This window comes from Aquimarina atlantica, assembly GCF_000626715.1.
In the GTDB taxonomy this organism is placed as follows: Bacteria; Bacteroidota; Bacteroidia; order Flavobacteriales; family Flavobacteriaceae; genus Aquimarina; species Aquimarina atlantica.
Genome location: NZ_AQRA01000006.1, coordinates 247,356 through 262,028, shown reverse-complemented (window position 1 = coordinate 262,028; position 14,673 = coordinate 247,356). Strand labels below are relative to the sequence as shown.

At 32.1% G+C, this 14,673-nt stretch carries 16 protein-coding genes; 7 read left to right on the top strand and 9 right to left on the bottom strand.

Features of this window, described 5'->3' with window-relative positions:
• Positions 1-149 precede the first annotated feature (149 nt).
• The 4 genes from yajC to ATO12_RS14755 form a co-directional block, all read right to left on the bottom strand.
• On the bottom strand, positions 150-440 hold the full coding sequence (gene yajC / locus ATO12_RS14770; protein ID WP_034242935.1) for a preprotein translocase subunit YajC: 291 nt from the start codon (positions 438-440) through the stop codon (positions 150-152).
• 7 nt (positions 441-447) lie between these two features.
• Positions 448-927 (bottom strand): DUF1573 domain-containing protein, encoded by a 480-nt coding sequence (locus tag ATO12_RS14765; RefSeq protein ID WP_034242933.1) that lies wholly within the window; start codon positions 925-927, stop codon positions 448-450.
• Between the two features lie 52 nt (positions 928-979).
• Entirely contained in the window at positions 980-1,891 is a 912-nt protein-coding gene (nusB, locus tag ATO12_RS14760) for a transcription antitermination factor NusB (RefSeq protein ID WP_081802089.1), read from the bottom strand.
• Between the two features lie 232 nt (positions 1,892-2,123).
• On the bottom strand, positions 2,124-3,221 hold the full coding sequence (locus tag ATO12_RS14755; protein WP_034242930.1) for a Glu/Leu/Phe/Val family dehydrogenase: 1,098 nt from the start codon (positions 3,219-3,221) through the stop codon (positions 2,124-2,126).
• 140 nt (positions 3,222-3,361) lie between these two features.
• Here ATO12_RS14755 and ATO12_RS14750 point away from each other — a divergent pair, with 140 nt between their 5' ends.
• From ATO12_RS14750 to ATO12_RS24980, 5 genes are all read left to right on the top strand, one after another.
• Positions 3,362-5,119 carry an ABC transporter ATP-binding protein gene (locus tag ATO12_RS14750; RefSeq protein WP_034242929.1) on the top strand — a complete coding sequence of 586 codons (1,758 nt, stop codon included), beginning with the start codon at positions 3,362-3,364 and terminating at the stop codon, positions 5,117-5,119.
• A gap of 78 nt (positions 5,120-5,197) precedes the next feature.
• Entirely contained in the window at positions 5,198-5,590 is a 393-nt protein-coding gene (locus tag ATO12_RS14745; protein ID WP_025666012.1) for a PUR family DNA/RNA-binding protein, read from the top strand.
• A 103-nt stretch (positions 5,591-5,693) separates the two neighbouring features.
• Positions 5,694-8,207 carry a M14 family metallopeptidase gene (locus tag ATO12_RS14740; RefSeq protein ID WP_034242928.1) on the top strand — a complete coding sequence of 838 codons (2,514 nt, stop codon included), beginning with the start codon at positions 5,694-5,696 and terminating at the stop codon, positions 8,205-8,207.
• Between the two features lie 221 nt (positions 8,208-8,428).
• Positions 8,429-8,986, top strand: a complete 558-nt coding sequence (locus tag ATO12_RS14735) for a thioredoxin family protein (protein WP_034242926.1) — start codon at positions 8,429-8,431, stop codon at positions 8,984-8,986.
• Between the two features lie 42 nt (positions 8,987-9,028).
• Positions 9,029-9,553 (top strand): GNAT family N-acetyltransferase, encoded by a 525-nt coding sequence (locus ATO12_RS24980; RefSeq protein ID WP_051575856.1) that lies wholly within the window; start codon positions 9,029-9,031, stop codon positions 9,551-9,553.
• A 1-nt stretch (position 9,554) separates the two neighbouring features.
• Here ATO12_RS24980 and ATO12_RS14725 read toward each other — a convergent pair whose 3' ends face one another.
• The 3 genes from ATO12_RS14725 to ATO12_RS14715 all read right to left on the bottom strand — a co-directional run bounded on the left by ATO12_RS14725 (position 9,555) and on the right by ATO12_RS14715 (position 12,132).
• Entirely contained in the window at positions 9,555-10,070 is a 516-nt protein-coding gene (locus ATO12_RS14725; protein WP_034242925.1) for a YfiT family bacillithiol transferase, read from the bottom strand.
• A gap of 10 nt (positions 10,071-10,080) precedes the next feature.
• Positions 10,081-10,878 (bottom strand): hypothetical protein, encoded by a 798-nt coding sequence (locus ATO12_RS14720; protein WP_034242924.1) that lies wholly within the window; start codon positions 10,876-10,878, stop codon positions 10,081-10,083.
• A 321-nt stretch (positions 10,879-11,199) separates the two neighbouring features.
• Positions 11,200-12,132: a peptidylprolyl isomerase gene (locus ATO12_RS14715; RefSeq protein ID WP_034242922.1), complete on the bottom strand. Its 933-nt coding sequence runs from the start codon at positions 12,130-12,132 to the stop codon at positions 11,200-11,202.
• Positions 12,133-12,378: 246 nt separating this feature from the next.
• On the opposite strand from ATO12_RS14715, the gene ATO12_RS14710 reads away from it, so the two are divergent.
• The gene (locus ATO12_RS14710) at positions 12,379-12,597 is read left to right on the top strand and encodes a hypothetical protein (protein ID WP_034242920.1); all 219 of its coding nucleotides are present in this window, start codon (positions 12,379-12,381) and stop codon (positions 12,595-12,597) included.
• Positions 12,598-12,692: 95 nt separating this feature from the next.
• Here the strand turns inward: ATO12_RS14710 and ATO12_RS14705 are convergent, their stop codons facing one another.
• Positions 12,693-13,487 (bottom strand): tol-pal system YbgF family protein, encoded by a 795-nt coding sequence (locus ATO12_RS14705; protein WP_034242919.1) that lies wholly within the window; start codon positions 13,485-13,487, stop codon positions 12,693-12,695.
• Complete coding sequence (locus tag ATO12_RS14700; RefSeq protein WP_240486140.1) at positions 13,484-14,068, bottom strand: RNA polymerase sigma factor; 585 nt, start codon at positions 14,066-14,068, stop codon at positions 13,484-13,486. Before ATO12_RS14700 ends, ATO12_RS14705 begins: the two co-directional genes overlap by 4 nt.
• A gap of 76 nt (positions 14,069-14,144) precedes the next feature.
• Between ATO12_RS14700 and ATO12_RS14695 the strand changes: the two genes are divergently transcribed.
• On the top strand, positions 14,145-14,651 hold the full coding sequence (locus ATO12_RS14695) for a hypothetical protein (RefSeq protein WP_131248841.1): 507 nt from the start codon (positions 14,145-14,147) through the stop codon (positions 14,649-14,651).
• Positions 14,652-14,673 lie beyond the last annotated feature (22 nt).

The window sequence follows — 14,673 nt, the reverse complement described above, 5'->3', positions numbered from 1 at the left end:
ACAATTTATCCAGATTGAAAATTGTTGATGTTATTGTTTCTTACGGATTAGTAATAAAAAGCAATAATCAAAGGTATAAGATATCGAAAACAAAAAAGCGCGGTAAAATTAAAATAATTTCATCGCGCTTTTAACAAGTAGGCTAGTTATTACTTCTTATCTGCTGGTTGATTTAACTTTTGACTCATCTCCAACGATATTGCAGATTTATCATACGTTAATTTACCAGATCCTGTTTCAATAATAATAGCATTATTTTTCTCACTGAAGTCAAAAACTTTACCATGAAGTCCACTTTTTGTTACGACACGATCTCCTTTTTTTAAGTCTTCAGCAAATTTTCTTTCCTTTTTTGCTTTTTGCATCTGTGGTCGTATCATAAAAAAATACATTACGACAAATATTAAGATAAAAGGAAGAAATGATTGTATTTGCTCCATAAATAAATTATTCGCTTACTGGTGTTCCACTAACAGGCTTAGCCTTTGGAGTTACCATAGCTTTTATTTTAAGAATTTCTTTCCCAGCTTCGGTATTAGCAGTTATAGTAACTTGCTTAGTTTGCTGATTTGGTTTTCCATTAGAGTTAAACTTCACTAACATCTCTCCTGTTGCTCCTGGTGCAATCGGATCTTTTGGCCATTCTGGTACAGTACATCCACAGCTACCTTTTGCACTTACGATTACCAACGGTGCTTTACCAGTATTGGTAAATTCAAACTTATGCTCTACAACATCTCCTTCATTAATCGTTCCAAAATCGTGTTCTGTTTTAGTAAAAGTCATCACAGGAAAATCTGCGTTCTTTGCGTCACGATCTGCTGCTATTTCTACATTTTCTTCTTTAACTTTTTCTGCGGCATTGTCTTTACACGACATAACTGTCATAGCAAAAACTCCGGCTAAAATTAAGATTCCTTTTTTCATTACTTGGGTTTTTTAATTATTTGAGGGTTAAAAATACTATTTTTTCTAAATATTACATTAATCCACGACCTACTTTGTTCAATTTACCGTTTTCCCGGTACTCTTTAGAAATTTTATCCAAAATTCCATTGATAAAAATACTACTTTTAGGTGTACTATATTCTTTTGCAATTTCTAAATATTCGTTAATTGTTACTTTTACCGGTATTGATGGGAACTTTACAAACTCACAAATAGCCATTTTTATGATCGCTTTATCCAATTCTGCAATACGATCCTGATCCCAATTTGGTGTTTTACCATCAATTTCTTTTGTAAACTCTACACCATTAAGTGCTGTTTTTCTAAAAATATCGGTTGCAAACTTCTTGTCCTCTATATCCTTATATAGCTTAGGCAGCCCCATTTGCTCATCATGAGATGACTTAACTTTTCTAAGCATTTTAATAATCGAAGTATTTACCAGTGGCAGATCATCAACCCATGTTAACTTTTTATCTTCAATATATTCATACAACTTATCGTTGGGAGCTATGATTTCTTTGAAAATGTCGAGTACAAAATCTTTATCTTCTCTAAAAGAGCTAAGTTTAGTACTCATATAATCTGTATACAGCTCACTTTCTTTAATCTCTTTCCATAATATAGCCACATACTCATCATCTAATTCCCAGCAATTCAATTTTTTTTTCTCAATTTCTGTTTTGAGTTGAATATTTTTCTCTAGCAATAACAAGACTTCGTTATTGATAAATTTGGTATTAGGATTTTTTTCTTCGGAAGTAGCAAGGTATTTTTTTTGACTTTTTGCCAAAAACTCAGCTGCATGTTTTCTAATTTCTACCAGAAGCTGAAGATTTATAATAAATAATTCATACATCTGATCAATACTATAAAGAAGAAATTTTTCTTCTTTACCTAGATTATCACTTTGCGTCTGCTCTATCGAATAGAGAGACTGCATTACTTTTACTCTAATATGTCTTCTGGTTAACATAGAAAATTACAAAGAACTTTATATTAAAAAAGGGCAAAAGTATGTTTTAACTTTTGCCCTGCAAAAATACTATTATTTTTAATCGCACCTACCTTAAAACTTCTTTTTTTATGAGGTAATGGTATTTTAAAAATTTATTGGTTTTTCTTTAATTCACTTTTCTTGTGTTACAAAACCGTCTTAATTTTTAAAGGTATGATTACATTTCGTTTTTCCGTGCTGCAATTCTATCTTCAGCTATACTAATTGCTGCTGCATTTGTAGTCACATTAGTTGCTTTTGCTTTATTTAAAATATCTAAAGTAGTATCATAAATCTTCTCGGTTTTGGCAATAATTTGATCTCTGCCATACCCTTCGATCTCTGCATATACATTAATAATACCTCCTGCATTAATCAAAAAGTCCGGAGCATACACAATTCCTTTCTTTTGTAATAAAGGGCCATGAATATTTTCGTTAGCTAATTGATTATTTGCCGCTCCCGCAATCACTTTTACTTTTAATTTATCAATTGTTTGATCGTTAACGGTTGCGCCAAGAGCACAAGGAGCATAAATATCTGCTGTTTCTGCATATAGATCATCTCCTTTATAAATATCAACACCATACTTAGTACTTACAGCTTCGAGTCTTTCCTGGTTGATATCACTAATTATTACTTTTGCTCCTTCTTCAGAGGTTAAACGCACCAATTCTTCTCCTACATGTCCAATTCCCTGAACCAAAATTCGTTTTCCTTCTAGTGCATCATTTCCGTAAGCAAATTTACTAGCCGCTTTCATTCCCATATACACACCATAAGCTGTAACCGGAGAAGGGTTGCCTGCCCCTCCTTTTGATTCGGATATTCCTGTTACATAAGGAGTAACTTCTCTTACGGTATCCATATCAGAAGTTTCCATACCTACATCTTCTGCAGTATAATACTTACCTCCCAGTGTATGCACAAATTTACCAAAGCGTTTCATTAGCTCTGGTGTTTTTATTTTTTTAGGATCTCCGATAATTACCGCTTTTCCTCCTCCAAGATTCAAACCTGTAATGGCAGCTTTATACGTCATTCCTCGTGATAACCTCAATACATCATTAAGTGCATCCCACTCTGTTGCATAGTCATACATTCTAGTCCCACCTAATGCAGGTCCTAAAATTGTGTTATGTACACCAATTATTGCCTTCAATCCTGTATCTTTGTCCTGACAAAAAACAACTTGTTCGTGATTATCAAAAGATAGTTGACCAAATACTGGAGCCTCTTTTTTAAGTTGATTTGCAGTAAACACTTCGGTTATCATGTTATAAATTTTTTAAATATTACAATTATATTATACTCAAAATAAGGGTGCTAAAATAGCATATTTTTATCAATTTGAAATTTAACACTGTTAAACTTTACGGATTTATTAATAAATTCACTTATAAATATTAATCTTTTATGCGCGCATTACGCCATTTGAACAAATACTTTTTAAAATATAAATACCGACTTATTATTGGATTGGTAATTACTATAATTGCAAGAGTTTTTGCAACAATAGTTCCTACATTAGTTGGTGACTCTGTAGATGTTGTAGAACAATATATTAATAAAGATATTACCGATATTGCCGAGGTAAAAAGTGGGCTTATCCTAAATATTCTTCTTATTGCAGGAGCATTACTTATTTCGGCGTTATTTACCTTTTTAATGCGTCAAACTTTTATTGTAGTATCTCGGTTTATTGAGTTTGATCTTAAAAATGAGGTGTTTCAACATTATGAAAAACTATCTCTTAATTTTTATAAAAAAAATAGAACCGGTGATCTTATGAATCGCATTAGCGAAGATGTGTCCCGAGTTAGAATGTATGTTGGCCCTGCAATTATGTATAGTGTAAATACTATTACTCTGTTTGTTGTGGTGATAGGATATATGATTAGTATAGCTCCCGAGCTTACTCTATACACTGTTACCCCTTTACCAATATTATCGGTATCTATTTATAAGTTGAGTGTTGCCATTCATAAACGTAGTACTATTGTACAGGAGTTTTTATCTAAATTAACCACGTTTACTCAAGAATCTTTTAGCGGTATTTCTGTAATCAAAGCATATGGTCTTGAGTCTCCAACTCAAAAAAATTTCATCGAATTATCTGATAAGAGTAAGGATAAGAATCTTGACCTGGCCAAAGTACAAGCGCTGTTTTTTCCTTTAATGGTTTTACTTATCGGTTTTAGTAACATTTTAGTTATTTATATCGGTGGAAAGCAATTTATCGATGGTACGATACAGGATCTCGGTGTAATTGTAGAATTTATCATTTTTGTTAATATGCTCACCTGGCCTGTAGCTACAGTTGGATGGGTTAGCTCTATCGTTCAGCAAGCAGAAGCCTCTCAAGTAAGAATTAATGAATTTCTTAGTCAGGAACCAGAGATCACTAATACCGTAACTCAAAAAACACCGATTACCGGAAATATTAATTTTGACAATGTTTCTTTTACCTATGATGATACTAATATCACAGCCTTAAAAAACATTAGTTTTGAAGTTAAAAATGGAGAAACTATAGGTATTATAGGAAAAACCGGTTCTGGAAAATCAACAATATTAGATTTAATAGGCAGGCTATATGATGTTTCATCTGGTGAAATACGAATAGATGGAGTTCCTCTAAAAGACCTCAACTTAACCAATTTAAGAGAGAGTATTGGCTATGTCCCTCAGGATGCATTTTTATTTAGTGATAGTATACAAAACAATATAAAATTTGGCAACGAGAATGCAACAGATGATCAAGTATATGAAGCTGCCAAAAATGCAGTAGTACACAAAAACATAATAGGTTTTAGTAAAGGGTATGACACCGTTTTAGGGGAGCGTGGAATCACATTATCCGGAGGTCAAAAACAGCGTGTTTCTATAGCGAGAGCAATACTTAAAAACCCACCTGTACTCCTTTTTGATGATTGCTTATCAGCAGTAGATACCGAAACAGAAGAAGAAATCCTTAACAATCTTCACAAAATTTCAAAGAATAAGACAACTTTTATCGTAAGTCATAGGGTATCTACTGCAAAAAATGCAAATAAAATTATTGTCTTGGAAGATGGCAAAATAATCCAACAAGGCTCTCATAATCAACTAATAAGCACCAAAGGTTATTATAAAGATCTCTATTTAAAACAACTTAGTGAAAAAGAAATTTGAGTTTTTTTTGTGAGGTTAACAATTTTTTTGGATTTTTGAAACCATCATAACATATTAATTAATTAATAAATACGGATTATGAGTGATAATGAAATGATGGATAAAGAAGAAATTTTCTCAAAAGTTTTACGAGCAGGAAGAAGAACATATTTCTTTGACGTAAGAGCTACAAAAGCAGGAGATTATTATCTAACAATAACAGAAAGTAAAAAGTTCACCAATGATGATGGATCTTTTCACTATAAGAAACATAAGATCTATCTATACAAAGAAGATTTTGTTGGTTTTACTGAAATCTTAAATGAAATGACTCACTTCATTGTCGATGAAAAAGGAGAAGAAGTAATAAGTGAACGTCACCAGAAAGATTTTCAGAAATCATATGAAAAAGATGGAGTTGAAAATAAAGTTGCTGAAGAAGTTTCTGCATCAACAGAAAGCTTTACAGATGTAAGTTTTGACGATATCTAGACAATAATACGACTTTAAGTTAAAGTTATGTAAACCGCTTCATTCGCTGAAGCGGTTTTTTTTATATTCACCCATCAAAAATAATTACAAAAAAATAAAACGTATGAAACATATTTTTACTGTTTTTTTTGCACTATTAAGCTTTGTCTCTTTTGCTCAAGAGGATTTATCTTTAGAGTATTACCTTCCAAAAAATGTTACATACAATCCCGAGATTCCTACTCCGCAAAGTATACTTGGTTATGTTCCGGGAAAATGGCATGTAACCCATGATAAACTTATAAATTACATGCAGGCTCTTGCCAAAGCATCTTCCAGAATAACAATTGAAGATAGAGGAAAAACTTTTGAAGATCGCCCCATACTATTACTTACAATAACTTCAGAAAAAAATCATCAAAACCTGCAGGAAATACAAAAGAAACATGTAGAACTTACTCAAAATGGTTCTAATGCAATACATATAGAAGACCTACCTGCAATTGTATATCAAGGATTTTCTATTCATGGCAATGAACCTAGTGGTTCTAATGCGTCATTAGTTGCGGCATACTATCTTGCTGCTGCACAAGGGCAAGAAATAGACAATCTTTTAGACAATGTTGTTATTTTATTCGATCCCTCATTAAACCCCGATGGTTTACAACGTTTTGCCTATTGGGCTAATACCAATAAAAGTAAAAATATTAGTACAGATCCTCAAGATCGAGAATATAGTGAAGTATGGCCTGGAGGAAGAACAAATCATTATTGGTTTGATATGAATCGTGATTGGTTACCAGTACAATTACCAGAATCCAGAGCTCGTATCGAGACTTTTCATAAGTGGTATCCCAATATTCTTACCGACCATCATGAAATGGGATCTAACAGTACGTTCTTTTTTCAACCAGGAATTCAATCCCGAACACATCCTTTAACCCCTAAATTAAATCAGGAACTCACCAAAAAAATTGGTAACTATCATGCTAAAGCGTTAGATAATATTGGCTCACTATATTATACCGAAGAGAATTTCGACGACTTTTATTATGGTAAAGGATCTACTTTCCCAGATATTAATGGGAGCATTGGTATCTTATTTGAACAAGGTAGTTCGCGTGGTCATGCCCAGCAAACCGATAATGGGCTACTCACTTTTCCCTTTACAATAAGAAATCAATTTACGGCAACACTTTCTACATTAGAGGCAGCAAAATCAATGCGTAAAGAATTATTAGAATATAAACGAAGTTTTTACAACAACGCAAGAAAGGAAATAACTAAAGATGCTTATATTTTTGGTAACGAAAAAGATGCTGCTTCATCTTATCACCTTGCCGAAATCCTTAAAAGGCATCAAATCAAATTATACGAACTTAAGCAAGATGTGGCCATTCAAGGTAATTTTTTCAAAAAAGAGTATAGCTATATTGTTCCCAAGAACCAGCGACAAAAAAGATTATTAAAAGCTATTTTTGAAAAAAGAACAACATTTCAAGATAGTCTCTTTTATGATGTTTCTGCCTGGACATTTCCTTTGGCTTTTAATCTGGATTATGCTGAAAACGCAGCTATTTCTAATATGGGTGCCGAAATATCAGATCTCACGTATCGAAAAACCAATCCCGTTAATAAAAGTGATTATGCATATCTGATACAATGGCATGAGTATTACACTCCAAAGGCTTTATATCGGATTCTGGCTAGTGGATTGCGAGCCAAAGTTGGGATGAGACCTTTTTCTTTAGAAAACAATGAGTATGACTATGGCACAATTTTAATCCCGGTTCAGAATCAAAAGCTGAACAAACAAGAGATTCATAAACTGTTACAAAAAATAGCTGCAGAGAATCATATTAATATCACTGGTGTTTCTACGGGCCTTACCAAGGGAATCGACCTCGGAAGCAATCAATTTCGTGCTTTATCACTCCCAAGAATAGGATTGTTTACAGGTAGCGGAATCACGCCATATGATGCTGGAGAAATCTGGCATTTAATGGATCAACGTTATGATATTCCTATTACAAAATTAGAAACCCGTAATTTTAACAGAATTACTTTATCAAAGTATACACATATTGTGCTACCAAATAGTTGGAGACAGTCTTTTGACAAAGAAAAAGCAGAAAAATTAAAAACATGGGTTCGTAATGGCGGGACGTTAATTGGATACAGAAATGCTGCCCAGTTTTTTAAGAATAATGAATTCATGAAAATCGAATTTGCTACTCCAAAAAATGATGCAAAAAACATATCTTTTGAACAAAAGCAAGATTTTAGTGGCGCACAAGTAATTGGCGGGGCTATTTTTGAAGCCGAAATAGATCGTTCTCACCCTATTAATTTTGGATATAAGAACAACAAAATTTCACTATTTAGAAACACAAAATTATTTATTAAACCAGACAAGCAGAGTTACAACAATCCAATTCGATATACAAAAAAACCATTGTTAAGTGGCTATATTAGTAAAAAGAATTTGGATTCTCTATCAGGAACAGTTCCTTTTAAGCATAATGATTTCGGAAAAGGAAATATAATCTTGTTTACCGACAATACTAATTTTAGAGCTTTCTGGTATGGGACGAATAAATTACTAATGAATGCTATTTTCTTTAGTGATGAAATGTAAAAAGTAGTAAGTAAACTTACTCATCTTGGTTTTTTCAAACTGTAGCTATACCCTATAAAAAAGGTATCATCAAGGATTAAAAACCTTATGTTTTACAAACAGAAAAAAGCAAGATGAGTTCAATGTTTAAAATTGTAAATTACAGTTGTAACTAAGGTCTGTTTTTGTAGACTTATATGGTATAATATTGTAATTTTGAAACCTTTCAAAAAAAGAAAATCATGGCTCGTACTCCTTCTAATATGTTACCCCTTGGTACTATTGCACCCGATTTTACACTTGTAGACTCTATTACTAATGACACGTATTCTCTAAACGATGTAAAAGGTGAAAAAGGAACCGTGGTTATGTTTATCTGCAATCATTGTCCTTTTGTAATCCATGTTAACGAAGAAATAGTACGTATCGCTAATGACTATCGGGTTCAGGGATTTGGTTTTGTGGCTATTAGCAGTAATGATATCGAAAAATATCCCCAGGATGCTCCTAAAGAAATGTGGAAAACTGCTCAAAAAAACAACTATACATTTCCATATTTATTTGACGAGACCCAGGATATTGCCAAAGTATATGATGCTGCCTGTACCCCAGATTTTTACTTATTTGATTCAGAATTAAAACTCATTTATCGAGGGCAACTTGATGATTCCAGACCCGGAAACGGAATTCCTGTAAATGGTCGTGATCTTCGTCAGGCACTTGATGCTGTACTTCGCAATGCCAAAGTTTCTGAAGAACAAAAACCAAGTATTGGTTGTAATATTAAGTGGAAAGAGTAGATACAACTTATAAAAATTGCTACAATATTGTGGCCTTAGAATATGCAAGAAGTAGTTTTTAAAGAATGTTCTGCTAAAGATATTAATGAGTTAAGTAAAATAAGTCAACAATTCTATCCCGAACATTATGCCCATATTTGGAAAAATAATGATCCCAGCTATTATATAAATCTAAGTTTCAATCAAGAAGCTTTTGAAGAAGATTTTAAAACAGATACCATTGTTTATTTTTTAATTCGAAAGGCAAATACATCTTTAGGGTTACTAAAAATAAAAAAGCAAGAAGCTATTAAAGGGTTTGATACTTCTATAACACTGCAGTTAGAGAAAATATATCTTTTAAAATCAGCCACAGGTCTAGGCATTGGTAAGAAGGGAATTGAGTTTGTTAAAAATTATGCTATTAGCCTAGATAAGAAAATAGTATGGTTAGATGTAATGAGTACCAGTCCTGCACTACTCTTTTATAAAAAAATGGGTTTTGAAACTATTTCTTTTTATGACCTAGATTATCCTGATCTAAAAGATGAACATAGAGAAATGCAAAGAATGGTATTATCTCTTTAAATTAGAGTTGAGCAATAATTTGTAAATGTGCAAAATGATGATTACCGTGCCATGCATAGATACCGATATCTTCGCCCAATGAAATTGATACATTTCCTTCTGGATGTATAAACTCTTTTTCGAGATCATAAGTAGATAAACCTTTTAGGAAATATACCCATTTAGCATGCAAAGCTTTTATCAAGTCTAAGGATAAATGAATTGGTGCAGACTTAGTATCAAACAATTCGGCCCATAATTGCTCATCATAAGCCTTTATCATGGGTTTATTTTCTGTTAACGCCCACTTAAACCGAATATATCCATTATGATGACTATCATGAATATGATGTATTACTTGTCTGGCAGTCCACCCACCGGGACGATATTGTGTCTCTAATTGTTGTTCACTAAATGTGGAAACCAGATTTGATAGTTTCGCCGGTAACTCTTCTATATCATATATCCATTTCTCGATATGATCAGAAGTTATAATTTTTGGGCATTCAAATTTTCCTATAGGATATCTTAAATCCATAGTATAAAAATCATTCTACTTTAGCATAGACAAACTCTTCTTTAGAAAAAAGATCTGTTAATGTAAGCATATTATCATTTAAGTCATTGATTTTATATCTATAAATACGATCATCCATTGGGAAAAAACAAACCAATATTTCTTTATCTTCTATCCTGGTTTTCAAACGATTTGCAAATTTACCATTGTAAAAATTAAATCGTATTGTTCCTTCAAAAATCAAATAATCATCTGTATTCTGAATAAAAAGCCATTTTCCCTGTAACGCTTCATACGTATCCCTGTTATAGAATTTGTTATCTAATAGAGCTTTCATCTTATATGCATATTTGATAAACTCTTCTTCGGGCTCCATATCATCCAAAGGCTGGCCAATTTCTTTTTTTTCTAGCTCCTCATCATTCTTAAAATAATGCTTCGACTCATATTTAGTAAAAGCACTAGAATAGTCCATAATTCGTTGACCATTCTCATTTTTTGTTTCTAAATAAGGGCGTTGTTTGTAGTTTACATGAATAAGTTGATCATTCCAAAAATAAAATACAGTTACAACATCTGCTGTTCTGGTACCAACTTTTCTAACAATCTTTTTGAGACGTTCATGCTCATAATATCCGTTTAGTTCTGCGCCATGATCAGCCATCTTATCGAGAAATTCTTCTGGATCTAAGAAAAAAGTTTCAAATTCTATATAACCATCTATCATCTCTATTTGATCATTGATGTTTACTAGAATATCTGCTTTTTCTTGACCAAGAGTAAGATGAATAGTACACAGAATCAAAAAAGTAATAAGTCCTTGTTTCATATCTAGGGGGTATGCAATTTGGGTTAAAATATAAATAAAAGAGGATTTAAACCTCCTAATACATTTTTTTAACAAAATGAATTTAAAAAAATCGCAATGTTAAAAATAATAAAAAACTATGTTAAAAAAAATACAATTCATTAAAAATAAAGCTTTTAATATAAAAAACCACTAGGGATATACTAATTTAAACCTTCATTATTCTTACATTATTATCAAATCATAAATATGAGAGGTCTATTTTTATGTATCAGATAAAAGCAAGTAAAAAAAAAAGTCCCTTTTAAGGGACTCTTTTAAATTTTGTATGTAAGATTATAGTTATTTCACTTCTACTAACTCAACATCAAAAATAAGTGTTGCATTAGGTGGAATAACTCCTCCTGCACCTCGATCTCCATATCCAAGGTATGGTGGAATCACAAATCTTGCTTTATCTCCTACTTGTAACAGTGCAATTCCTTCATCCCATCCAGAAATTACCTGTCCCATTCCTAACGGAAAGTCAATAGGCTGATTACGTTTATACGAAGAATCAAATACTGTGCCATCGGTCAAACTCCCTTTGTAATGTACAGAAACGGTCTTTCCTTTTTCTGCTTTTGCCCCATCTCCTTTTTGAATAATCTTATATCTTAAACCGCTCTCGGTTTTTTCAAACCCAGCAGCAAGTTCTTCTAATAACTCTTCAGCTTTTTTTCTGGCTGCAGCTTCTCTTTCGGCTTTAGCTCCATTAAAACTTCTAAAAGTTTCGACAGCATTAAAACTTTCGGCTTCTGCTCCTACCCTCTGTATCTCTACAGATTCGATTTCATCGCCTTGTTCTATTGTATTTACAACATCTAATCCTTCTACTACTTTACCAAAAACGGTATGTTTCCCATCTAACCATGATGTTTCTACATGAGTAATAAAAAACTGACTTCCGTTTGTCCCCGGACCAGCATTAGCCATAGATAATACACCCGGTCCATCATGCTTTAAATCTGAGTGAATTTCATCATCAAATTGATATCCCGGTCCACCAGCTCCAGTTCCTTGAGGATCTCCTCCCTGAATCATAAAATCTGCAATCACTCTATGAAATTTTAAACCATTATAATATGGTTTCCCTTGAGGAATAGCCTGATTTTCTATATTACCTTCTGCCAGGCCAACAAAATTACCTACTGTTCCTGGTGTTTTTTTATATTCTAGATTTACTAATATACTTCCTTTTGAAGTATTAAATTTTGCGTATAATCCGTCTTGCATGACAGTCCTTTTATTTAAGTTTAAACAAGTTGCAAAGATAGGAAATTGTAGGTGGTTTTAATCTAAAAATAAAACAAAGAAATATTTTTTTTAATACCTTAAATAAGCGCTTAAGACAAGTAATCTAATAATTAACAAATAATTAAGAGTAACATTACCTCTAATCAAAACATAAATAAATAGGCATAACACTCGAATGCCTCAAAACATTTCGAGATTACACAAAATCATTATTTAACTTTATTTATGTTTAAAAAAATCTTAAAAGTAGAAGGGGTTCAGAAATTGAACAAAGACAAACAAAAATCAGTAAAAGGAGGGCATCCTACTCTAATTCGATGTACTTATAGTTGTAGTGGTACAACTGCTCGACTAAACAATGGCAATTACCTAAATTGTGCCGCTATAATATATGATGCTATACAATGCGGAGGAGATGGAAATGGAGGCGGTGTCTGGGCATAATTTATTTCCTAATTCAAATCAAAAAAGGCTTTGGAGTTACCCAAAGCCTTTTTCTATATTGTATATCATATTATATTTAGCGACATCTATAATTATCAATCAATTTCTTTCAAAAGTTGCTGTGCTTTGTTAAAATTGTAATTGCTTTTATCTGCAATTATATATTGTAAAGTTTCTAATAGTTTGTTTTTATCTTTTTGCTTCAGAAAGACCATTACTTTATACCAATCTGCTTTTTTACTTTGTAATGTGTTAGATTTTGACAATTGCTCAAACTGGAGTAATGCATTTTCATATTGATGCATTTCTAGATATGAAACTCCTAAATAAATATATGTTAATGGATTGATTGACACTTCATTTTGCTGATATACTTTAAACTTATGAATTGCCTCTTTATATTTCTTATTTTCAAATTCTAATTGTGCTTCTTCAAGTAGTCCATTAGTATTTCCTCTAGAAACCAAAGAAGGTATATTTTCAATATTGATATAATCTGTATATAAATCTTCATAAGAAGGGCTTTTAAACAAGAATACCGATATGGCAATCAAAATAGCTACAGTGGCCGCTATACTTACAAATAATAAATTTCTATTTCCAGAATTAGATCTATTTTGTGATACTACTTCTTCAATTGTATTCTTTAAAACATTAGCCTCCTCGCTTTTAAAAAAAGATAGCATTTGCTGTGATTTCTCTTTTTCTAATGCTTTTTTATCACCTTCTAACCATTTTTGATTATCATAAATAACACGCATTTCTTTCTGAAACTTTAATTCTCTGGCTAGCAAAGGATCAGAATCAATCTTTGTTTCAAACGTCTGTTTTTCTTCATCAGACATCTCTCCATCTAAATATTTCTCTATTTCTAACAAAGAGTTGTTCATAATTCTTTTATATCATTATACCTTGGATCTTTCTTGATCAATTTGGCAAGTTGAGATTTACAATTAAATATACGTTGTCTCACCACATTATCCGAGCTATATCCTAGTTTTTCCACAATTTTCTTATAAGGAGTTTTCTGAAAAAATAATTGAAGTAATTGTTTACAATTATCTGATATTTCATTTAATTTTTCCTGAAACAACTCCCATTTTTCTTGTTCCAAAGCAGCCATAGTCATATCATCCTCTTCTCTAGATAGTTCAACAACAGCATCATTTGTTACCCTCTTTTTTTCTTTATTTAGCTCTCTTCTCCACAAATTCTTGCAAACTGTAAAAAGATAAGCCTCAAAAGAGGATTCTATAATAAAGCTTTTTACTTTATATCTAGCTATTAATTGCAACAATGCTTTTTGAAAAATATCTTCTGCATCTGCTCGATCTCCTTTATTTTTTAAAATAAAACTTACAACTTTAGGAAAAACAGCTGTATACAATTCCTGTATAACGATCTTATTTCCATCTGCTAATTGTTTTAAAATGTTTGTTTCTTCTTTGGGCATCAAAAACGTATTTAACATTTTTTACTTTTGCATGGTAACAAAAGTTATATTGAGGAAACATACTAATAAATTTAGTAAACAAAAAACATTAAGAATGAAAAAAATCGCATTATTATGTTTAGCGGTGGTTTTTGTAATTGGGATACAAAGCTGCTCTAAAGATGAATTACCTCTAGAAAAACAAGAAGATATAATTACAAACAAATTATCAACAATAGGTCCTGGAATAGAATTTTGTAGCAAAAAAATTTACGTACGTTATGATACTTTTAGAAGTCATAGTTACAAACAGAAGATTGCTGGTATTGCAAGAAAGCATTGGTTTAGATATGTATTAACCGCCGAAACCAGTTGCCCATATGTTGATATATGGTACATCCCTTGTGATCAGGCTCCTTCTCCTCCTAAAAACGAAAACGAAGCTGTTCTTGATGCCGAAAGTAGTGCTACCATCGGTGAAGGAGGTGCTCCACCACCACCTGATATTTCTGAGAATCCTGTATATGATAACGACGATACTACTAATTATAATAATTTATGTAATCCCGATTTGATCATACCAAGATCAATCAACACCGACCCTAAAACACCAAATAAATAATTTTATTTCTATTTTTACCTCA